Origin of the sequence: Acinetobacter lwoffii (assembly GCF_024129715.1) — a bacterium.
Classification (GTDB): domain Bacteria; phylum Pseudomonadota; class Gammaproteobacteria; order Pseudomonadales; family Moraxellaceae; genus Acinetobacter; species Acinetobacter lwoffii_U.
This window is the reverse complement of sequence record NZ_JAMXXM010000005.1, coordinates 22225-43118: the sequence shown is the minus strand read 5'-3', so window position 1 is coordinate 43118 and position 20894 is coordinate 22225. Positions and strand designations below refer to the sequence as shown.

21 protein-coding genes are annotated in these 20894 nt (G+C 44.7%); 7 read left to right on the top strand and 14 right to left on the bottom strand.

Annotated features, from left to right (window positions below; all coding sequences use genetic code 11):
* Positions 1 to 28 precede the first annotated feature (28 nt).
* The 3 genes from gpmI to lptF all read right to left on the bottom strand — a co-directional run bounded on the left by gpmI (position 29) and on the right by lptF (position 3874).
* Positions 29 to 1576 carry a 2,3-bisphosphoglycerate-independent phosphoglycerate mutase gene (gpmI, locus tag NI462_RS05665; protein ID WP_100357783.1) on the bottom strand — a complete coding sequence of 516 codons (1548 nt, stop codon included), beginning with the start codon at positions 1574 to 1576 and terminating at the stop codon, positions 29 to 31.
* A gap of 124 nt (positions 1577 to 1700) precedes the next feature.
* Positions 1701 to 2771 carry an LPS export ABC transporter permease LptG gene (gene lptG, locus NI462_RS05660; RefSeq protein WP_004281054.1) on the bottom strand — a complete coding sequence of 357 codons (1071 nt, stop codon included), beginning with the start codon at positions 2769 to 2771 and terminating at the stop codon, positions 1701 to 1703.
* Between the two features lie 2 nt (positions 2772 to 2773).
* Positions 2774 to 3874, bottom strand: a complete 1101-nt coding sequence (gene lptF / locus NI462_RS05655; RefSeq protein ID WP_004281053.1) for an LPS export ABC transporter permease LptF — start codon at positions 3872 to 3874, stop codon at positions 2774 to 2776.
* Between the two features lie 156 nt (positions 3875 to 4030).
* Here lptF and NI462_RS05650 point away from each other — a divergent pair, with 156 nt between their 5' ends.
* From NI462_RS05650 to blhA, 3 genes are read left to right on the top strand one after another with little or no spacing between them, the layout of a single operon-like run.
* On the top strand, positions 4031 to 5479 hold the full coding sequence (locus NI462_RS05650) for a leucyl aminopeptidase (protein WP_253159517.1): 1449 nt from the start codon (positions 4031 to 4033) through the stop codon (positions 5477 to 5479).
* Positions 5472 to 5879 (top strand): DNA polymerase III subunit chi, encoded by a 408-nt coding sequence (locus NI462_RS05645; RefSeq protein WP_004281051.1) that lies wholly within the window; start codon positions 5472 to 5474, stop codon positions 5877 to 5879. The genes NI462_RS05650 and NI462_RS05645 overlap by 8 nt, the downstream gene beginning before the upstream one ends.
* A 26-nt stretch (positions 5880 to 5905) precedes the next feature.
* The gene (blhA, locus tag NI462_RS05640) at positions 5906 to 6535 is read left to right on the top strand and encodes a cell division protein BlhA (RefSeq protein ID WP_004281050.1); all 630 of its coding nucleotides are present in this window, start codon (positions 5906 to 5908) and stop codon (positions 6533 to 6535) included.
* A gap of 61 nt (positions 6536 to 6596) precedes the next feature.
* On the opposite strand, the gene NI462_RS05635 is transcribed toward blhA, so the two are convergent.
* The 7 genes from NI462_RS05635 to glnK all read right to left on the bottom strand — a co-directional run bounded on the left by NI462_RS05635 (position 6597) and on the right by glnK (position 12729).
* Positions 6597 to 7142, bottom strand: coding sequence for a VTT domain-containing protein (locus tag NI462_RS05635; RefSeq protein ID WP_004281049.1), 546 nt, complete (start codon positions 7140 to 7142; stop codon positions 6597 to 6599).
* Positions 7143 to 7251: 109 nt separating this feature from the next.
* Complete coding sequence (locus tag NI462_RS05630) at positions 7252 to 7911, bottom strand: riboflavin synthase (protein WP_004644909.1); 660 nt, start codon at positions 7909 to 7911, stop codon at positions 7252 to 7254.
* Between the two features lie 22 nt (positions 7912 to 7933).
* Entirely contained in the window at positions 7934 to 9226 is a 1293-nt protein-coding gene (locus tag NI462_RS05625; RefSeq protein WP_004644908.1) for a DNA adenine methylase, read from the bottom strand.
* Positions 9223 to 10311, bottom strand: a complete 1089-nt coding sequence (ribD, locus tag NI462_RS05620) for a bifunctional diaminohydroxyphosphoribosylaminopyrimidine deaminase/5-amino-6-(5-phosphoribosylamino)uracil reductase RibD (RefSeq protein WP_253159515.1) — start codon at positions 10309 to 10311, stop codon at positions 9223 to 9225. The genes NI462_RS05625 and ribD overlap by 4 nt, the downstream gene beginning before the upstream one ends.
* 2 nt (positions 10312 to 10313) lie before the next feature.
* Positions 10314 to 10778: a transcriptional regulator NrdR gene (nrdR, locus tag NI462_RS05615; protein ID WP_004281044.1), complete on the bottom strand. Its 465-nt coding sequence runs from the start codon at positions 10776 to 10778 to the stop codon at positions 10314 to 10316.
* 140 nt (positions 10779 to 10918) lie between these two features.
* Positions 10919 to 12331, bottom strand: a complete 1413-nt coding sequence (locus NI462_RS05610) for an ammonium transporter (protein ID WP_180086764.1) — start codon at positions 12329 to 12331, stop codon at positions 10919 to 10921.
* 59 nt (positions 12332 to 12390) lie between these two features.
* A complete protein-coding gene (gene glnK / locus NI462_RS05605) occupies positions 12391 to 12729 on the bottom strand; it encodes a P-II family nitrogen regulator (protein ID WP_004281042.1) in 339 nt (112 codons plus the stop codon).
* A 277-nt stretch (positions 12730 to 13006) separates the two neighbouring features.
* On the opposite strand from glnK, the gene NI462_RS05600 reads away from it, so the two are divergent.
* A complete protein-coding gene (locus NI462_RS05600; RefSeq protein WP_004732524.1) occupies positions 13007 to 13234 on the top strand; it encodes an accessory factor UbiK family protein in 228 nt (75 codons plus the stop codon).
* 66 nt (positions 13235 to 13300) lie between these two features.
* Positions 13301 to 14791 (top strand): YifB family Mg chelatase-like AAA ATPase, encoded by a 1491-nt coding sequence (locus tag NI462_RS05595; protein ID WP_004732527.1) that lies wholly within the window; start codon positions 13301 to 13303, stop codon positions 14789 to 14791.
* 48 nt (positions 14792 to 14839) lie between these two features.
* On the opposite strand, the gene NI462_RS05590 is transcribed toward NI462_RS05595, so the two are convergent.
* Positions 14840 to 15574, bottom strand: coding sequence for a TorF family putative porin (locus tag NI462_RS05590; RefSeq protein ID WP_004732532.1), 735 nt, complete (start codon positions 15572 to 15574; stop codon positions 14840 to 14842).
* 596 nt (positions 15575 to 16170) lie between these two features.
* On the opposite strand from NI462_RS05590, the gene NI462_RS05585 reads away from it, so the two are divergent.
* Entirely contained in the window at positions 16171 to 17490 is a 1320-nt protein-coding gene (locus NI462_RS05585; RefSeq protein WP_044108965.1) for an OprD family outer membrane porin, read from the top strand.
* Between the two features lie 96 nt (positions 17491 to 17586).
* Here NI462_RS05585 and ppa read toward each other — a convergent pair whose 3' ends face one another.
* Together ppa and NI462_RS05575 are read right to left on the bottom strand one after the other, a co-directional pair.
* Entirely contained in the window at positions 17587 to 18123 is a 537-nt protein-coding gene (gene ppa, locus NI462_RS05580) for an inorganic diphosphatase (protein ID WP_004281037.1), read from the bottom strand.
* Between the two features lie 117 nt (positions 18124 to 18240).
* On the bottom strand, positions 18241 to 18639 hold the full coding sequence (locus NI462_RS05575; protein ID WP_253159514.1) for an MAPEG family protein: 399 nt from the start codon (positions 18637 to 18639) through the stop codon (positions 18241 to 18243).
* Positions 18640 to 18739: 100 nt separating this feature from the next.
* Between NI462_RS05575 and NI462_RS05570 the strand changes: the two genes are divergently transcribed.
* The gene (locus NI462_RS05570) at positions 18740 to 19120 is read left to right on the top strand and encodes a hypothetical protein (protein WP_114541475.1); all 381 of its coding nucleotides are present in this window, start codon (positions 18740 to 18742) and stop codon (positions 19118 to 19120) included.
* A 52-nt stretch (positions 19121 to 19172) separates the two neighbouring features.
* Here the strand turns inward: NI462_RS05570 and NI462_RS05565 are convergent, their stop codons facing one another.
* Positions 19173 to 20849 carry a long-chain-fatty-acid--CoA ligase gene (locus tag NI462_RS05565; RefSeq protein ID WP_005101517.1) on the bottom strand — a complete coding sequence of 559 codons (1677 nt, stop codon included), beginning with the start codon at positions 20847 to 20849 and terminating at the stop codon, positions 19173 to 19175.
* Positions 20850 to 20894: the final 45 nt, after the last annotated feature.

Here is a 20894-nt window from a genome sequence, read left to right as displayed (position 1 = left end):
TTTGACCTTTTCAAAATTTTATTAAAGATTATGCATCAAGCTGAATCAGGTTACGGCCCTGCATTTCAGCCGGCACCGGAACTTGCATCAGGTTTAATAAAGTCGGTGCGACATCTGCAAGCACCCCACCTTCCACGATTGTGGCCTGAGTTGGGCCGACATAAATAAACGGAACCAATTCAGTGGTATGCTGGGTATGTACCTGACCACTGTGGTAGTCCTGCATCTGCTCAACGTTACCATGATCGGCAGTCACAATCATATGACCTTTTTGCGCCATCACGGCTTCGTAAACCCGACCCAAACAGGTATCAACCGCTTCAACAGCTTTCACCGCAGCATCGAATACCCCCGTATGACCGACCATATCACCATTGGCAAAGTTCACCACCAGCAGGTCAAATTCACCTGAATTGATCGCAGCCACCAGCTCATCAGTCACTTCATAAGCACTCATTTCCGGTTTAAGGTCATAAGTGGCTACGTTTGGCGATGGAATCAGGATACGTTTTTCACCTGGGTATTCATCTTCACGGCCGCCGCTGAAGAAGAAAGTCACATGCGCATACTTTTCTGTTTCCGCAATGCGCAGCTGTGTTTTACCCAAATCAGATAAGTATTCACCAATCGAGTTTTTCAACGCTTCAGGCATATACGCTACAGGTGCATCAATCGTGGCTTGATAACGCGTCAGCATGACAAACTTCGCCAAATTCGGCACGACTTTACGTTCAAAACCTGCAAAGTCTTTTTCTACAAATGCGCGAGTCAATTCACGGGCACGATCGGCACGGAAGTTCATGAATACGACGCTGTCGCCATCCTGAATTTTCGCCAGATCGCCAATACGGGTCGCTTTAACAAACTCATCCGACTCATCGGCTGCGTAAGCCTGTTCCAAACCTTCAACTGCGCTGGCAGCTGTACGAACCGCTTCACCTTCAGTCAACAAGCGATAGGCCTGTTCAACACGATCCCAACGGTTGTCACGATCCATGGCAAAATAACGGCCGATCATGGTGGCAATACGACCTTGACCTGGATATTGAGCGAATAAGGCATCGAGTTTTTCTAAAGAAGGTTGTGCGCTTTTAGGCGGCGTATCACGACCATCTAAGAATGCATGTAAATAGACTTGCGCACCGCGTTTTAGCGCTAGCTCTGCCATCGCCACAATATGATCTTCATGGGAGTGCACACCACCTTCAGACAAAAGGCCAAGCAAATGTACTGCCCCACCTGCAGCTTTGGCTTTCTCAACTGCATCGACCAGAACTTCATGTTCAAAGAAGTCGCCCGTACGAATGTCTTTGGTAATCCGGGTAAAGTCCTGATACAGCACACGACCTGCGCCGAGGTTCATATGTCCGACTTCCGAGTTACCCATCTGGCCATCTGGCAGGCCGACATCTTCACCTGAACCCGAGATCAAACCATGCGGATGCTTGTCCTGTATCGCAGTTAAATTTGGTCGTTTAGCTGCTAAAAACGCATTGTCTTCGACCGCTTCGCGATGACCCACACCATCCATAATCACCAAAATGTGAGGGATTTTGCCAGCAGTTGCATCCGTCATAATGAAATACTCTGTTCGTCTACGAATTAATCGCTCTATTTTAGCGAAGTTTATAAAAAGAGGCCATGACCCGTATATGGTTTAAGCCTCTCATGATGATTGATTTGTTCTATTTTCCTGTACCTTAGCGTGCCCGATGCAGCAAGTATCCGCCGATGCCGAACATGATCAGAATCGGAATAAACACGAACCAGGCCGGAGACGGTGCATAGATCAAGCTGGCATAGCCGAGGAAATCCTGCAGATAGAAGAAACCCAGTCCGGCAAATAAAGCTATCACCAGACGAAAACCCATGGATTGCTGACGTAATGGCCCGAAGATAAATGAACAGGCGATCACTACTAGTGCAATCAGGGCAAAAGGCGAGCCGAGTTTTTGCCAGAAGGCCAGCTGATAGGTTTTAGGCACCTGGCTGTATTCATGCATATAGCTCATGAAACTGACCAGTTGACTCGGCGATAAATCTTCAGGATCAATCGTCACCATATGCACATATTTAGGCTGTAATGCTAGCGCTAAAGGTTGCTGTTGCTGCTTAACCAGTGTGGCATTACCATTTTGGAGAATATCGAACTGCTCTGTGTTGTCCAGCGTCCAGGAACCATCTTTAACAAATTGGCCCTGATCTGCCTGCAAGGTACCGCGCAAACGATAGTTCTGGTCAAAGTCCAGCATCTGCACATTTTTCAACTGACCTTGCGAGTTAGCATAATCGATATAAATAAAGCGCTGCCCTTCCCGAGTCCAGTAACCACGAACTTCACCGAGCTGAGCGGCTTTACTGGCACTTTTTACGCTTTTGGCCTGTTCATTGGTATAAGGAATGACCCACTCGCTCAGGGCAAATGACAACACCACCAACAACAGTGCTGAACGGATCACCCACCCGACAATACGCCATAAGCTCACGCCGACCGAACGCATCACAATCAGCTCACTATTCGAGGCTAATGTACCAAGACCTAAAACTGCACCAATCAGTGCAGAAATCGGCAGGATTTCATATAAATAATTTGGTGCGCCCCAAAGCACATATTTCAAGGCATCCCAGGCACCATAACCATCTTTGAGCGAACCAAGCTCACCCAGATAAGTAAATAATACCTGTAAACCCGCCAATACCGCGGTTGCACCCAGCATCGCCAGCGCAGTGGTTTGGGTCACATGTTTTGCAACTATACGACGTGCCAACATTGTTAAGACCTCACTCGCTGAATCTGTTTCTTGATTTTCGGGCCTAATTTCTGTTTACGCGAGAACAAGGCACCCGCAATTGCATAGGCAATCAGAATCAATGGATAGGCCCAAATGCCCATTTCTTCTTTACTGATCCGCGTCTTCACTGCCATCAGGGCCACAATCAGACTGGCAAAAATCATGAGGGCAGGAAATAACTTGAGATATCGACCCTGTCGTGGACTCACTTCAGACAAGGCCACAGCCAGAATCAGGGCAATCAGAATCGCAAAAGGAACAAACACCCGCCAGCCCAACTCACTGGCCACCACAGGATCCTGACGGTTCTGCCACAATTGCGAGGTCGGTAAGGCCTCAACTTCAGTACTGGCAAATTGCGCTTCTTCATCGCTTTCTAAACGCAGACGATAGCTTTCAAATTCAGCTTGGGTATATTGCGGTGTACCCGGATAGATCTCATAACGGCGTCCATTGACCAAATCCACCACATTGGCAGCATCATTCGGTACTTCAATTCGGGTGGCTTCCTGCGCCAGAATCATCACATCCGGTTTGCCTTCTTTTTCCGCACGCTGATAAAAGAAAATATCTTTTAAATTTTTACGGTCTTCAGACAGGTCGCCGGCATAAATGGTATAGGGTCCGGAGGAAATAAATTCTTTCGGTCGCACCAGATCAAAGCCGGTACGTACCGCCTGACTGGTGGTCAGGGCTTCAAACTGACGAATGCCCCACGGCGCAGCCCAAAGCATCAATCCGGCCTGAGCAATCAAAAACACCAGGGTCATCGGCACCAGTAGACGTGCCAATTGATGCCGACTGACGCCACTACCATTCATCACGGCCATTTCATGGTCGACATATAAACGGCCAAACACCAGCATCAGCCCAATAAAGAAACCGAGCGGAAGAATCAGGGTTAAGAATTCAGGCAAACGGTAGCCAATAATGCTAAATAAAATGCCTGCATCCAGACGGCCTTGCGCCGCGACACCAAAATACTTGATCAGTCGACCGCCCATCATGATCAAGGTCAATAAGGCAATCACCACCAAGGATGTCGAGACAACTTGCTTGACCAGATAACGCCGAATAATCAAATTAATTCTTCCAAAATAAGGTCCATAAAACGAGTGCTAGTTTACCCGAATAGCAAAAATATAAAACCTAGGCCGCCCTGCCCATTGAAAATCTATTCGGATAAATGTTTCAATGACTGAATGATTTACCCATCTAGACAGGCGTGAAAACAGAATATGAAACTTACAATTAATACGTCATTCCCAGAGAATGGATCAAGTCAATCTTTGTTGATTTTAGTTGACTCAGAACAACTTCAGAATACAACCGCAACCTATCAAATCAATAATTTAGACACATTAATTGAAGCCTCTCAATTCAAGGCAGCGTTGGCAGAAAGCCTGAGCCTGATTGGTCAGGTGAGCCAGTCCAGCCATGCAGCGCTGATTGGTTTAGGCAAGGTCGCTGAACTGCAACCGGCAAAACTTGCAAAAATCGCGCAAACTATTATTCAAGTCACTCAAAAAAAATTCAAACAGATTTCTGTAGATCTGACACAACTTCCACAAGAATTCCACTATCTGTTTGCCCTGTTTCTGACTCAGGCCAGCTATGGTTATGATGAATATAAATCCAAGAAGAATGAATTTGTGCTCGAGCAGATCGACCTGATTGCCACCCATAGCGTCTTAACTACCGAGCAGTTGCAACTGGTACAAGCGGTGCAAAGCGGACAAAACCTGGCACGTGATCTGGGCAACCGCCCAGGCAATATCTGTTTCCCTGAATATCTTGCAGAACAGGCAGTGGCTTTGGCGGCCGAATATCCGGAGCTGCTTAAAGTCACTGTGCTAGATGAACAGCAGATGGCAGATTTAGGCATGGGTGCCTTCCTTGCGGTAAGTAAAGGTTCAGAGCGTCCTGGTCGTATTATCAGCATGGAATATCAGTCAGAGCGTAGCGAAGCGCCGGTAGTCTTGGTGGGTAAAGGTATTACGTTTGACACCGGCGGTATTTCCCTTAAACCAGGCGCAGGCATGGACGAGATGAAATACGACATGTGCGGTGCAGCCTCTGTACTCGGTACGATGCGTGCATTGTGCGAAGCCCGCTTACCTCTACATGTGGTGGGAACCATCGCTGCAGCAGAAAACATGCCTTCAGGCAAAGCCACCCGTCCTGGCGATATCGTAACGACCATGAGTGGTCAGACGGTTGAAATCCTGAACACCGATGCCGAAGGTCGTTTGGTCCTATGTGATACCTTGACCTATGTAAAACGTTTTAATCCTGCTTTGGTGATTGATATTGCGACCTTAACCGGTGCCTGTGTGGTCGCTTTGGGTTCAGTACTAACGGGTCTGTTCACGCCAGATGATAAACTGGCAGCAGAACTAGAAGCTGCCGGCCAGCATTCCTTTGACCGGGTATGGCGTATGCCGGTACTGGAAGACTATCAGGAACAACTGGATTCACCATTTGCCGACATTGGCAATATCGGTGGTCCAAAAGCCGGTTCTGTGACTGCAGCCTGCTTCCTGCAACGTTTTACCCGTGAATATCGCTGGGCACATCTGGATGTTGCGGGTACGGCGTGGAACTCAGGTACCAATAAAGGTGCAACCGGCCGTCCAGTTCCATTATTGATGCAATTCCTGACGAGTCGCGTTCAAAGCAATGGCTAAAGTCAGCTTTTATTTATTTGAAAAAAGCCCTGAACGACAAGTGGACAGCACTTGTCGTTTATGCCGTAAGATTCTGCGCCAGCCGGCGCGAATCTGGTTATTGTGTGCCGATACAGATTTGCAACAGCAGCTGGATGAACGCCTGTGGAGTTTTGATCCCGCGAGTTTTATTCCGCATGGTATTGACCAGCCTCAGGCGACGGTCTGTATTTCGGCAACACTGCCGGAACAGTCCGACTGGATTATTTTCAATTTTAATCCGGAAGCACTTGAACCTTACACAAAATTTAGTCACATTATTGAGATCATTGAAAACCATGAAACGGCTAAACAGCTGGGTCGTGAAAAATTCAAGCAATATCGTCGTTTAGGTATTGAACCGGACACCCATAAGCTTTAACCGATATCATCCACAAGGAGAGGCACGTGGCATTAAATGTAGGTCCCGATTTTAAACAGCGCTGGTTAAATGTGCCGGAAGCTGTACGTCAGACCTTTATCGATGACCTCTCTCGGATCTGCGATATTTTAAAACCAGAAACGTCTTTGGAAGAATGGCAGAGTCGCGACCAGCGCTTACAGCAAGAATCTGAACGCAAGATTGAAGCTGCCTATGCACAGCGCAAGGCCGAATTAATTGAAGAAGCCCGTATTCGCAAACAGCTCGCGCTTGAAAAAGCCTTGGCCGAGAAACGTGCTGAAGAACAGGCCTATCAAGAACAGCTACGTCATGAGGAACAGCGTAAATTTAGCGAACAGAGTCAGGTGCTTGCTGAAATAAATACGCATCTAGAGGCTGAAGTGCAGCACTATGTCGCACGTTATGCAAAAAATCCTGAGACGACTTTTGATTTTGCCAAAGGTCGCATCCAGATTGAGGACCAGTCCATTTTATCCGAATTAGAAAGTGTGCGTTTACGTCTGGAACTTGAGGCAGAAACCGTGATTGAACAGACCGTGAATGCACTTCGTGAAAAAATGCGTGCGGCAGCCAAAGAAGAAATCGAGTATATGCTGAAAAATTCTGAATTTTCTGATCAGCCACGCAATATTTAAATGATCCTTTCACATTAAAAAAGCCCGAAAATTCGGGCTTTTTTATCTTCTATGTCGCATCTTACAAAAAATCTGCCAGCATAAAGGCAGCATTTCCGAGCAGATAGCCAATGCTTAATAAAGTGCCAATCCAGAGGATGCCACCCGCAATATTATAAAAGCTGAATGTGGCAAAGCTCATATGCGCTGAACCGGCAGCAAAAGGGCCAAATGAGCGGACAAAGGGAATAAAACGTGCGATTAAAATAGTTTTACCGCCATGTTTCATAAAATAGTGGTTGGTTTTCACCATATATTCCGGCTTAAAATAGCGTGAATGTTGATTGAAATATTTTAAGCCAAGAACTTTTCCGGTGTAATAATTCACGCTATAGCCCAGCACCGAAGCAGTGAATAACAACAGCCCCATCGAATGCAGGGTCACCAGATCGCTGCTGGCACATAAAGCTCCCACAGCCAGCAATAGACTGTCGCCGGGCAGGAAAAAGAAAAACACTGAACCGGTTTCTGCAAAAATCACCAGAAACAGGATTGCATAAATCCATACCCCATATTGATCGAGCAATAGCGGCAATGACTGTTCCAAGTTAAGTAAAAAATCGAGCATTCGACCCGTCCACCAAGGCAATATTTGCAAGTTGAACTGCTGATTATCCCGAAAAATAAAAAAACAGTCTAATTTTTCAATCAGACTGTTCAGTAAATCAACATTTCTCTTATTTTAAGAAACCATTTTCAGCCAGGAAATCCATACTGATTTTTGATTGTTCAGTGGTTTGGGCGGCTTTATCACCGAGCAATAAACGCTCGATATAACGTGCTAATACATCCACTTCCAGATTGACCTTGCTACCGACTTTCCAGGTACCGATATTGGTACGTTCAGCAGTATGTGGAATCAGGTTCAGACTAATCACGCTACCACGCAAATGATTAATCGTTAGACTGATGCCGTCGACTGTGACCGAGCCTTTTTCTGCGAGATATTTGGCAATTTCAGCAGGTGCAGTCACTTCATAATAAATTGAACGTGCATCTTCACGTACCAGGGTGATCTCGCCGACTGCATCGACATGACCTGACACAATATGACCGCCAAAACGCGTAGTCGGCAACATGGCTTTTTCAACATTGACAGGTTGACCGGCTTTCCAGGTGCCGAGCGTGGTCCGGTTCAGACTTTCACGGGAAACATCAGCCGCATACCAGTTCTCGCCCCAGTCGATCACGGTCAGGCAGATACCATTGGTCGCGATAGAATCACCCAGATGTACATCAGACATGTCCAGATCGGTCTGGATGCGTAAACGTACATCACCACCAACGCTTTGCAGACTTTCGACTTTGCCGAGGCTTTCGATAATACCTGTAAACATTTTTATTTCCTTTTCAATTCTTTTACCAGAGGGCCAACTGGGTACTAACGCCGGTCGTATCCACACCACCCAATTCTGCATAATGATGCAGCTGGCTGAGTAATTGACGGATCGGTGGACCTGACTTGGCGTGGGTATCGGTAATCACAATAAATTCCAGCACGCGGGCACGTTCAGACTGGCGCTGTTTGCTAACACGATAACGCGGCACATCCTGGGTTAGCAAGGTCACCCGGCCACGTTTCAGATTGGCCTGTAACAAATCGGTAGCGCTGATATTACCGTCAGTTGAATAACTGGTCAGAATGAAACGTGCATTGATGGTGGCCAACAGGCTCTCGTAAGCTTCTTTGGCATATTTAGAGGAATTGTACTGGCTCGGACGCTCTTTGCGCCATGCCCGGTCAATCCCGCTCTTAAAGCCCTTGGTATCCGGAGTCGGTAAATCGGCCTGATCCCATAAGGTCAGCGCATTCAGCACATGATAATTACTGCTATAAGCATGCTGATTATACGGTGGATCCAGATAAGCTACATCTACTTCAAAGCCGCTCATCTGGTTGGCCAGATGCTGGGCATCAACACACCACATTTCTGCGGCCATTCCCTTTTTCTGATCCGACTCGCAAAAACGGCTTGGAGTCAGCCACAGCAATGATTCAATCCGTTCCAGCGCAGTTTGGGTTTTCCCGCCCCAGCCATGATGAAAGCTTTTGAAAACGCCTGAAGTATTGCTGACAAAACTGGCAGAATACAGCAAGGGTGCCAGCAAGGCAGACATCTCTACATCATCAATTGCACCTTGTGCCTGCCAGGCTGCAATCTGCTGACGGATGGCATCAATACGCATACCGTTACGACGTTTAAAGAACAAACGGTCACGGGCTGGATCATAAATTTCATCATTACGCGGACACAGGTTATGCGTTACCCAGCCTTTCACTTCCGGCAGACGGTTCAGATAATCAATTGCTTTCTGATAGCCACCGAGTTCTTTAAATGCCGGTGCTTCAGTACAGGCCAGTACCGCATGATTCAGCGCATGGCTATACGGCTCCCAGTCATTGGCAATCACACGATAGCCATTCTGACGGGCCAAGCGCGAGACCACGCCTGAACCTGCAAAAAAGTCAGCAAAAATCGGCGCACGACCATCAGCACGGTTCAGAGTTCCCGTACTTTCCAACGCTTCCAGAATTAAATGCAGTAAACGGCGTTTATTGCCCAGATAAGGAACCAGCTGATGGAAAAGATATTCATCGGTGGTACGTGCCGCATGGCGACGTTTATGATAAACCGTAGACTCTGAACTCATAGTGTCTCTTGAAAAGGAATTAGCCTGAAGCGCACGTCATCACCTAAGCGAGTTACATCGCACAGCTTAAATCGGAGTTGTTCGGCCATATGGCTAAATTCTGCATTAAACATGGTACGCGCAGACCGACCCAATAGGGTCGGTGCAACGTAACTGATCAGTTCATCAACCAATTTTTGTTGTAAAAATGCCGTAGATAAGGTCGCCCCTGCTTCCACCAAGACATCATAAATCTGATGCTGTTGAACCAGTTGCTTTAATAATTCTGCTAAAGGCTGTACCGGCAAGTGTAGCACACCTAGGTCTGCAAGCTCCTGACGAAATGGCCCCATCACCATTACGGTATCAGCTTGCGCTAAAATTTTTGCGTTTAGTGGTAAACGCCCCTGACGGTCTAGAATAATTCGTTTCGGTTGCACCACGGTCTTGATATCTTCAATCCCATCCAGTTGCCGCACATTCAGCTGACAGTCATCCGCAAGAACCGTATCAATTCCGGTGATCACTGCGCCTGAAATCGCACGCCAATGCTGTACATCCTGACGCGCTTCCACACCGGTAATCCATTTCGATTCACCCGATGCCATTGCGGTACGGCCATCCAGGCTTGAGGCAATTTTTAAACGCACATAAGGCATGCCAGTCGCCATGGCTTTCAGGAAACCTTGATTCAGCTCATGCGCTTCATTTTCACAGATGCCAACGTCTACCTCAATGCCGGCATCTTTGAGCATCTGTACGCCCTTTCCGGCCACCAGTGGATTGGGATCTGGACAGGCTACGACAACTTTAGCCACACCTGCTTCCACCAGCCCTTTGGCACAAGGCGGCGTCCGGCCATAATGCGCACAAGGCTCTAAGGTGACATAAGCTGTGGTACCACGTGCCTGTTCACCGGCCTGACGCAACGCAAACACTTCAGCATGTGGCTGGCCGGCTTGAGGATGAAAACCTTCTCCAACAATCACACCATCTTTAACAATGACGCAGCCGACATTCGGATTCGGTTTGGTGGAATATTGCCCTTGACGAGCCAATTCAATGGCCCGGCGCATCCAGACTTGATCTTGATTCAGTTCAACCATGCTTATTCTTGTAATTCTCGTTGTTGCATCTGTTCAATCTGATGACGAAAAGCTTCAACATCCTGAAAATCCTGATAGACCGAAGCGAAACGCACATAAGCAACATGATCCAGAGCAAATAAAGACTGCATCACGATTTCACCGATGGTACGTGATTTCACGTCACGCTCACCTAAACGACGAATCTGTAGCTGAATATCGCTCAGCACCGTTTCAATCTGCTCTTGGGTCACCGGGCGTTTTTGTAAGGCATGCATCAGGGAACGGCGTAATTTGGCTTCATCGAAAGGTTCATTTTTACCATCCGACTTGATGACGCGCGGCATCACCACTTCATAGCTTTCAAAGGTAGTGAAGCGTTCATTACAACTGACACATTCACGGCGACGACGAATCTGACAGCCTTCAGCTGCCAGGCGTGAATCAATCACTTTACTGTCTGCAGTATTGCAAAATGGGCAATGCATAGCGGTTTAATTGAACAAATCCAGATGGATTCCGAGTGTAGCAAAAATTACAAACTTTGTAGAGTTTTACGCAACATATAGAAAAAAAACAGCCCATTCGGGCTGTTTTACACTATATATTGATTATGGTGTATTGATTATTATTCGACACGTTCGCCATGTTGGCTTAAATCCAGACCCATACGCTCATCATCAGATGCCACACGGATTCCAATGATCAAGTCAATGACTTTCAGGATAATGAAGGTCATGATCGCAGAGTAAGCAATGGTTGCCAGTACACCTTCCACTTGCACCCAAAGCTGATGCATGACATTTGCAGGAGCATTGTCCCCCATGATGAATTCGCTGGCAAAGAACGCGGTTAAAATCGCGCCGACAATACCACCTACACCATGCAAACCAAAAGCATCTAAAGAGTCATCGGCTTTCAATGCACGTTTCAGTGCAGTAATCCCCCAGAAACACACCACACCACCGATCAGACCCATCGCCAATGCACCGCCTACAGTCACAAAACCTGCAGCTGGAGTAATGACCACCAGACCAGCAACTGCACCCGATACGCCGCCCAGTACAGAAGCTTTACCACGTGCCAGTTTTTCAGTGATTAACCAGGAGATGGCTGCTGCCGCTGCTGCGACTTGAGTCACGATCAAGGCATAGCCTGCAGAACCGTTGGCACCTAATGCAGAACCACCGTTGAAACCGAACCAGCCTACCCAGAGCAAAGATGCACCAACTACTGTAAGCGTCAGGTTATGCGGTGCCATAGATTCACGACCCAAACCCATACGTTTGCCCAGCATATATGCCGCTACCAGACCGGCAACACCCGAGTTGATATGTACAACCGTACCACCGGCAAAATCAAGCGCGCCGTCGTTACCTAACCAGCCACCACCCCATACCCAGTGGGTAATTGGTGCATAAACAATCACCACCCAAAGTGCGATAAAAGCAACGAAAGCACCAAATTTCATACGCTCTGCAATCGAACCGCTGATGATGGCAACCGTAATGATGGCAAAAGTCATTTGGAAAATCACAAACAGGATTTCAGGAATCGTGCCTGAAAGCGCCTCTGTGGTAATACCGGCCAGCATGAATTTATCCAGGCCACCTATAAAGGCATTGCCTTCACCGAAAGCTAGGGTATAACCAATAATCACCCAAGCAATACTGACCACCGCCGCAGCAATAAAGCTATGTGCCATCGTCGCCAGAACGTTTTTCTTGCGGACCATACCGCCATAAAATAGCGCCAAGCCAGGAATGGTCATGAGTAAAACTAGAGCGGTAGAGGTTAAAACCCAAGCGGTATCGCCGGTATCTAGCGTTGGTTCTTCTTCTGCAGGCGCTGCAGCTTCAACTGGCGCTGCTTCAGCAATTGCTGCTATCGTGTCTGTTGTTGTATTTGTTGTATCGCCTGCTTCTTCAACAAGCACAATTTCTTCTGTCGGTGCTGTTGCTGTTGCAGCTTCTTCAGCCCATGCAACAGAACCACCAAAAAGAGCGCCGGCCATGCCGAACGCGAGTAGCATTTTTTTCATTCGTATCCCCCAACCAAGTTTTTGTGAGTTATTAGGTACTCAGCAAACTTCGTGCCAAGTTAGACAGCGTCTGCACCTGTTTCACCTGTACGAATACGGATGACTTGTTCTAAGTTGGTCACGAAAATTTTTCCGTCACCGATTTTTCCAGTGCTCGCCACACGAGTAATAGATTCAATCACCGCGTCTACCATTTCATCGCTAATCGCGATTTCAATTTTGACTTTCGGCAAGAAATCTACAACGTATTCAGCACCACGATAGAGTTCAGTGTGGCCTTTTTGACGACCAAAGCCTTTCACTTCAGTTACAGTGATGCCTTGAACACCAATTTCAGACAATGCTTCGCGAACATCGTCTAATTTAAAAGGTTTTACAATTGCAGTTACGAGCTTCATGTTTGTTTTCCTTCGGCTTATTTCACCAGTAAGGTTTTACGTTCAAATTTCATGCCAAGATTCCTAAGGTCGGGGGAAATTAGAAAGCCCGGCATATGGTTTATTTATACCTTATTTTATACGGATAAAGGCTTTGAATCTTCAAAAAATAGACATTTTTTATGTGGATTTTTACAATATCTTTAATCGAATAAGTCTATATTTTGTCTGAAATACTATAGTCTGCATTTTAGCAATGCTAAACTGTCGGTTCCTTTCTACGGCGATGGATCAGACAATGATTGAAACTTTATTACAAGCAATTTTGCAGCAAGTCGAACAACCTAAGAAAGATTTGGAACATAATATCCGTGCCTTGTTAAATGAAGCTGTGGCGAAAATGGATTTGGTGTCTAAAGAAGAAATAGAACGTCAGCGTACTGCCCTAAATAATGCCAATCATCGCCTGAATGATTTGCTCAAACAGGTGGAAGCATTAGAAGAGAGAATTTCGAACAAAAAATAAGCACAACTACAGTGCATAAAAGACAACAGAACGATAAAAATAACGCACCAAATTGGAACAATAATAATGTCTTTTGCCAAAATTTATACGCGAGGCTTGCTGGGCCTGCATGCGCCTTTAATTGAAGTCGAAGTTCATGTCAGTTCGGGTATGCCTTCGCTCACTATAGTGGGGCTTCCCGAAGCGGCGGTACGTGAAAGTAAAGACCGGGTCCGTTCTGCCATTTTGAATAGCGGCTTTCAATTTCCAACCAAACGTCTGACCATTAATCTGGCCCCTGCAGATCTGCCAAAAGATGGCTCACGTCTGGACTTACCGATTGCTTTAGGTATTTTAGTGGCCTCTGGGCAGCTGCCTGAAAATTGCACCGAGCATCTTGAATTTATTGGAGAATTGGCCCTCGATGGTCAATTACGTCCTGTCAGCGGCACCTTAAGTATTGCCATTGCCTGTCAAAGTGACCAGCATCAACTGATTTTGCCTGGCCCCAATGCACAGGAAGCCTGTCAGCTCCCAGACTTTAAAGTCTTTGCAGCCAATCATTTAAAAGAAGTGTGTGAACATCTTTCCCAAGCGCAGCGCTTACCGCAAATAGAAGCCAGTCCACTCAATACTGACCATTTTTATAAGTTTGATCTGGCGGATGTAAAAGGACAATTACGACCACGGCGTGGCTTGGAAATTGCTGCGGCAGGTGGTCATTCCCTGCTGTTTCGAGGCCCACCCGGAACAGGCAAGACCTTGCTGGCTTCTCGATTGGCCAGTATTTTGCCGCCCTTAAAGACGCAGGAAAATCTGGAAGTGGCCAGTATTTATTCGGTGGCGAATGCCAATCACCCTTTTGGACAACGGCCGTTTCGAGCACCACACCATACTGCTTCTGCGGTGGCATTGGTCGGTGGCGGCTCACACCCCAAGCCAGGAGAAATTACCCTGGCACATTTAGGGGTTTTATTTCTGGACGAACTGCCTGAATTCGACCGCAAAGTGCTGGAGGTTCTACGTCAGCCTTTGGAAGCGAAAGAAATCGTCATTTCCCGAGCATCACGCCAGATTACCTTTCCGGCTAATTTCCAGTTGGTGGCTGCCATGAATCCATGTCCATGTGGGTATGCATTCAATCAAGATATCCGCTGCCAATGTTCACCCGAAAGTATTAAACGCTATCAGAACCGGATTTCAGGCCCGTTGCTGGATCGGATTGATTTGCATATTGATGTACCGCCATTACAAGCGCATGAATTACAGGACAATCGACCTACAGAAAACTCAGAAACGGTTAGACAACGCGTCATTGCAGCCTATGAAATTCAGATGCAACGGCAAAATACCTTGAATATGAGTTTGAGTCCAAAGCAGTTAGAGCAATATGCCGCATTAGATCAGTCTGCTCAGAATATGCTTGAAATGGCTCAGCAAAAACTGAATTTATCAGCGCGCGGCTATCATCGGGTCTTGCGTGTTGCACGCACCATTGCCGATTTAAATCAAAGTCCAGATATTCAAAGTCAGCATCTTTCGGAGGCCCTGTCTTATCGCGGGCAGCAGCAGATTTAGATCATTAAAAAAAGGCGACCTAAGGTCGCCTTTTTTATCTAAAGAGGATTAGAAGCTATAACCGAGTCCAAATACGACTTTATTCTTTTGTTTTTCATCAAAACGATCATAACCACCCAAGATATAATTCATGCTTGCAGTTACACCTGTGTCACCAAGTGGCTTGCTTAAACCGATGTCAAAATGACGGAAACCAAAACTTTCTGTAGTTCCTTCAATAAAGTCACCTGATTTTTCATAAGCGTATAAGCCTAAAGCTGTATCCAAGCTGAAATCTTGTGGTAAAGCATAGCTATAAGTAGCTTTTAAATAGGTATCACCTGCATTGCCCCAAGTAGTATCTTCAAGAAGAGTTTGTGCTGTAACGCCCAAATCTTTATAGCTCATACCCAGTAACAGCTCAAATCCATCAGAATTGACATCAGATTCATAATAATAATAGTAGGTCGTACCGATCGTTAAACCTAAGTCATCATTGACTGCATGGCTATAGCCAGCATAGAAGTTATTTTCGAAAGCATCACGTCCTTCTTCAGACAAAGGGTAATCTAGCGTAGATCCCCACCAACCTGCATAGAAGCCAGACGCATGGTTATAATCAAGTCCACCTTGTAAGGTAGCGCCGCTATTTTCAGGAATGTTAGTAATACCACGCAAGTTATAGCTCGAAAGTACGCTGATATTTCCAGATACCGTATGTTCAGCAACAGGTTCTTCGGCAAAAGTAAAAGAAGATACAGCGCCCAATAAAGCAAGAGATAATACTTTTAATGTTAATTTCATTGTGTGGCTCCCCCAGATCGTCTGAGACGTTTTTATGATCATTGATTAAACTCAAGCTCAAAATTTGCAAGAGCTATGCCAATCTGGATAAAAGGAACCAAAATAATAAATCTAAAAATATAAATAAAATTTAAGTTATTGTTTTTAATTTAAAATTTGAATTATAAAAAACTGAATTATCTAGGCTTTCTTTTAAATAAATGTATTTAAGGCTATTTCATCACTTTTTTAATACTTATACATAATCATTTACAATTTGCCCCATTTTGATTCCATTTTTGTAATGATTAAAATTTGTGCTAAAAAATAGTGCGTAATTTTTGATCATATTTTTCTCCCGTTTCAAAATAAATAAGCTGATCACATTCATTTCACCACTTTAGAAATATCATTTATAATTTCCAATAAAATTATGTTTTTACTCACTTTTTACCGATAGGTTAGAAATTAATCACCTCAAATCCTTGCTATTGTTTAATTTGAGTTAAAAAATCTAAACTTTAGTGGAATATATCCAATAAAAAATGACATTTTTTCAGCAATTCTTATACAATTCCTAAAAAATTCCGATCAATTTGTATAAGGCTCTCTTCCCAATGCAAAATTCAAAAAAATTAACATTAGCAGTTTTGATTCAGGCTGCTTTGGTTTCTACCGCTTTCGCTAGCGAGCAAAGCGAGTCTAAAGGTTTTGTAGAAGATGCTGAAGGTTCTGTACTTTTCCGTACCGGCTATTTGCACCGTGACAAGAAAAATAACGTACCAGATACGAGCTCCTTTGCACAAACTGCGATTGTTAAACTAGACTCTGGCTTTACTCAAGGTACTGTAGGCTTTGGTGCTGGTATTATTGGTGATGCTTCATTTAAATTGGGTGAAAATGGTCATACTGGCAATGATATGATCCCAGTCCACCCTCAAAATAATGCTGATGGTACTAAAGATGCTTATGACCACTGGGCTCGTGGCGGTGCATATGTGAAAGCTCGTGTATCAAATACGACTGCGACTTACGGTACTCAGGTTTTAGACTTACCTGTACTTGCAAGCAATACTGCGCGTTTAGTGCCTGAATACTATACTGGCGTATTGGTTCAAAGTAACGAAATTGAAAACTTAAACCTGATTGCTGGTAAATTCACAGAAAATCAGCTTTCCAACCAAATCAATTCCGATGGTGCAAAGCTGGATCGTGCAGTGGTTTGGGGCGCGAAATATAAATTTAATGATGCAGTTAATGCTTCTTATTATGGTACAGACATTAAAGACCGCTTAGACCGCCACTATGTTAATGCCAACTATAGCTATGCATTGGCAGATAAAAGCACATTAACTCATGATTTCAGTGGTTACCATACAAAATGGGATAAAGAAGCAAATCCATATCTTTATTCTCAAATCGGCTCACCAGATGATTCATTCGATAATACTATTTTAGCTTTATCTACAACTTATAATCATGGTCCACATAATGTCATGCTTGCTTACCAGCAAAATTTTGGTAACACTGGCTATGACTATGGTTTGGGTACAGGCGTAGGTGATGGTAAACAATCGATTTATATGCCGAATTCATACCTGTCTGACTTTATTGGTAATGACGAAAAATCAGCGCAACTTCAATATACATTTGACTTTGGTGCTGTAAATGTTCCTGGATTATCTTGGACATCTGCTTTTGTTTATGGTTGGGATATTAAAGCTACTAACAATGCAGGTACTATGATCAGTGATAATGAGCATGAGCGCGAATTCTTTAACCAAGTGAAATATACTGTTCAGTCTGGTTTTGCGAAAGATGCAAGCTTACGTCTTCGTCATTCTTACTACCGTGCAAGTGATGATTATCAATCTAACTACATTGGTGACACTAACGAATGGCGTATCTGGTTAGATATTCCTGTGAAATTATTCTAATTCACACGAATTTCAAGCAATAAAAAAAACCTGCACATTGTGCAGGTTTTTTTATTCCAGGCTTTAAAAAGTTAAAACCTGGACGACAAAAAGCAATTATTTATTTGCTTCTGCATAAGCAGCAATTGAGTCCAGTACTTCTTGTTTTGCAACATCAGCACCTTCCCAACCACTTAACTTAACCCATTTTCCTGGCTCTAAATCTTTGTAGTGCTGGAAGAAATGTTCGATCTGGCTGATCAACAATGGAGGAAGATCAGTATATTCCTGAACATCTTTGTAGATTGGAGTCAGTTTGTCATGTGGAACTGCAACCAGTTTCGCATCAACACCACCATCATCTTCCATGTTCAATTTACCGACAGGACGGCAACGAATGACAGAACCTGGCTCTACTGGATGAGGCGTTACAACCAGTACGTCTAATGGGTCACCATCAAGCGATAGTGTGTTTGGTACATAACCGTAGTTTGCTGGGTAGAACATTGCTGTACCCATGAAACGGTCTACAAATAACGCATCAGAATCTTTATCGATTTCGTATTTGATTGGTGCTGCATTTGCAGGAATTTCGATGATCACATAGATATCGTTTGGCGCATCTTTACCCGCTGGGATATTGCTGTAGCTCATAGCATCACTCTTTAACAAGTTATATCTTTTAAAAAACCGCGACAATTATAACGGTTTTTAAAGATTTTTTTGGATTTTAAAATATCGAACTGTAAATATGTCCGCAGACCTGATGACTTAAACCAACTTGATGATCAGCAGCAATAAAGCCACCGGACATAACATCGAGAGCAACCATACAATGGAGCGTAAAGTCGCCCAGTTGGCCAGATAGCAGATTCCGTACAACACACGAAAAACCAGATAAGCCACACCAAAAATCATGACCAAATCTTGTGATATCACCATGTACTCTGCCATCAAGATCGCAGCAATAAAGAGTGGCAAACTTTCAAAGCTATTCTGCTGGGCAGCATTGGCGCGACTGGCCAAGCCTGAAGACTTTTCTAAAAATGCCCGTGGATTCTGATTGTCTTTAGTGCTGAAGCCTGCTGATTTTTTTGCAATCAATGTAAACACATAAGGCAAAAGACAAGCGGCCAAAATGAGATAAATAACCCCACTAATGCTGTGCATCTGTTTTTTCTCATGAAAATTTTATCTCTATCATAGCATGGCATTTCGTGAATAAATTTTGTTAAATAGAGTGCTTTTTATTACTTGTTAAGGATTCACTATGGTCGCGCCTGATCAAAATGAAATGTTCGATGTCCTCGAGAAACAACGCCAGCATCAACGTCAAGTGGATCGCGTATTAAAAATTGTCCTACCGATTGTGGCATTTCTGATGGCTGTCATTTGTGCCAATATGAATATCTGGTCACCAATCTTCACCTTTGCCATTTTATGGATTGCCTTTTATTTCGTCGGTATCAAGCGTATGCCTCTCTGGCACTGGCTGGTCGCGATTCTGGTGTATTGCTTGATCGACAACATTCTAAGTTATGGCAGCTTTAATCAAACCGGATTTACCCGCCAGTTCGGTACCATGTTTATTTTCTTGGGAGTAGTCGGCGTAGGTCGTCCTTATTTTGATCGCTGGTTAATGAAAAAATAAAAAGTCCAAATCAAAAAAAGCGCCTGACGGCGCTTTTTTTTTCTTATAGGTATTAGGCTGTTTTACGTAAATCTTTACGCAGGATTTTACCTACGTTTGATTTTGGCAATTCATCCATAAACTCGACATAACGTGGACGTTTATAACCGGTCAGGTTTTCTTTAGCGAATGCTAAAACTTCTTCTGTGGTTAAAGACGGATCTTTTTTCACGACAAACAGTTTTGGCACTTCACCCGATTTTTCATCTGGCACACCAATCGCAGCCACTTCCAGTACTTTTGGATGAGTTGCTACAACTTCTTCAATTTCAGATGGATAGACGTTAAAACCAGACACTAAAATCATGTCTTTCTTACGGTCTACAATTTTCACATAACCACGTGAATCCATGACACCGATATCACCGGTACGGAAGAAGCCATTCACCATGACTTTTTCAGTTTCATCTGGACGGTTCCAATAGCCTTTCATGACCTGAGGACCACGGATTGAAATTTCACCTTGCTCACCCAGTGGAACTTCATTGCCTTCATCATCCAGAATAGCCACTTCAGTCAATGGTAATGGAATACCAATAGTGCCACTGAATTCTTCAGACGCAGGTGGGTTTGCTGTTGCCACCGGAGAAGTTTCAGACAAACCATAGCCTTCAACGATATTGGTTCCGGTAACTTTCTTCCATGCTGCTGCAGTAGAAGGAAGTACGGCCATACCGCCGCCCATCGCCATTTTCAACTTGCTATGATCAAGTTGCTTGAACTCTTCATTATTTACCAGCGCATTGAACAACGTGTTCACTGCCGGGAAGAAAGTCGGTTGATATTTACGTAGCTCTTTCATCACCGCAGGTAAATCACGCGGGTTTGGAATCAGAACGTTCGCCTGACCTTTGTACATACCGTAAAGTGCGCACACCATGAAAGCAAAGATATGATAAAGCGGTAAGGCACAGAAAATACGGTCATCTGGCTGGCCATCTTGCGCACCAAATTTGCTCTGGAAAATACCGTCACACTGCAACATGTTCGCAACCAGATTACGATGCGTCAGTTCAGCACCTTTAGATACACCCGTGGTACCCCCTGTGTACTGAAGAACTGCTGTATCGCTCAGGGTCAATTCAGGGCGTTTATAGTTACTTGGATTAACTTTAGATAACGCCGCATTAAATCTCACATGGCCTGGAATATCCCAAGCTGGAATTTGCTTGCGCACAGAACGCAATACAAAGTTCACCAGTGTCCCTTTCAAGGCACCCAGCATGTCACCGACAGAAGCTACCACGACATGTTTCACCGGTGTTTTACCAATAATTGCTTGATAAACAGAAGCAAAGTTTTCAATAATCACCAGCACTTCAGCGCCAGAGTCATTTAATTGATGCTCAAGTTCACGTGATGTGTAGAGTGGATTCACGTTGACCAGTACCAAACCTGCGCGGAACACCCCAAGTGCCACAACCGGATACTGAAGAACGTTTGGCATCATCACTGCCACACGTGAACCTTTTGCCAACCCCAAGCTTTGTAGATAAGTTGCAAACTTACGGCTCGCCTCTTCCAGTTCATTGAAAGTCATTGCCTTATCCATAAAGATAAAGGCATCACGCGAGCCGAATTTTTGGAAATTACGCTCAAAAACATCTACTAGAGAAGTATTTTCTGCTGGTAATTCTACTGTTTCTGGAATCCCTGTTTTTTGGTATTCAGCAAACCAAATTTTTTCCATAATGGCCATCTCTCCAATCATAATCCTTAGTATTTCAACTGTTTT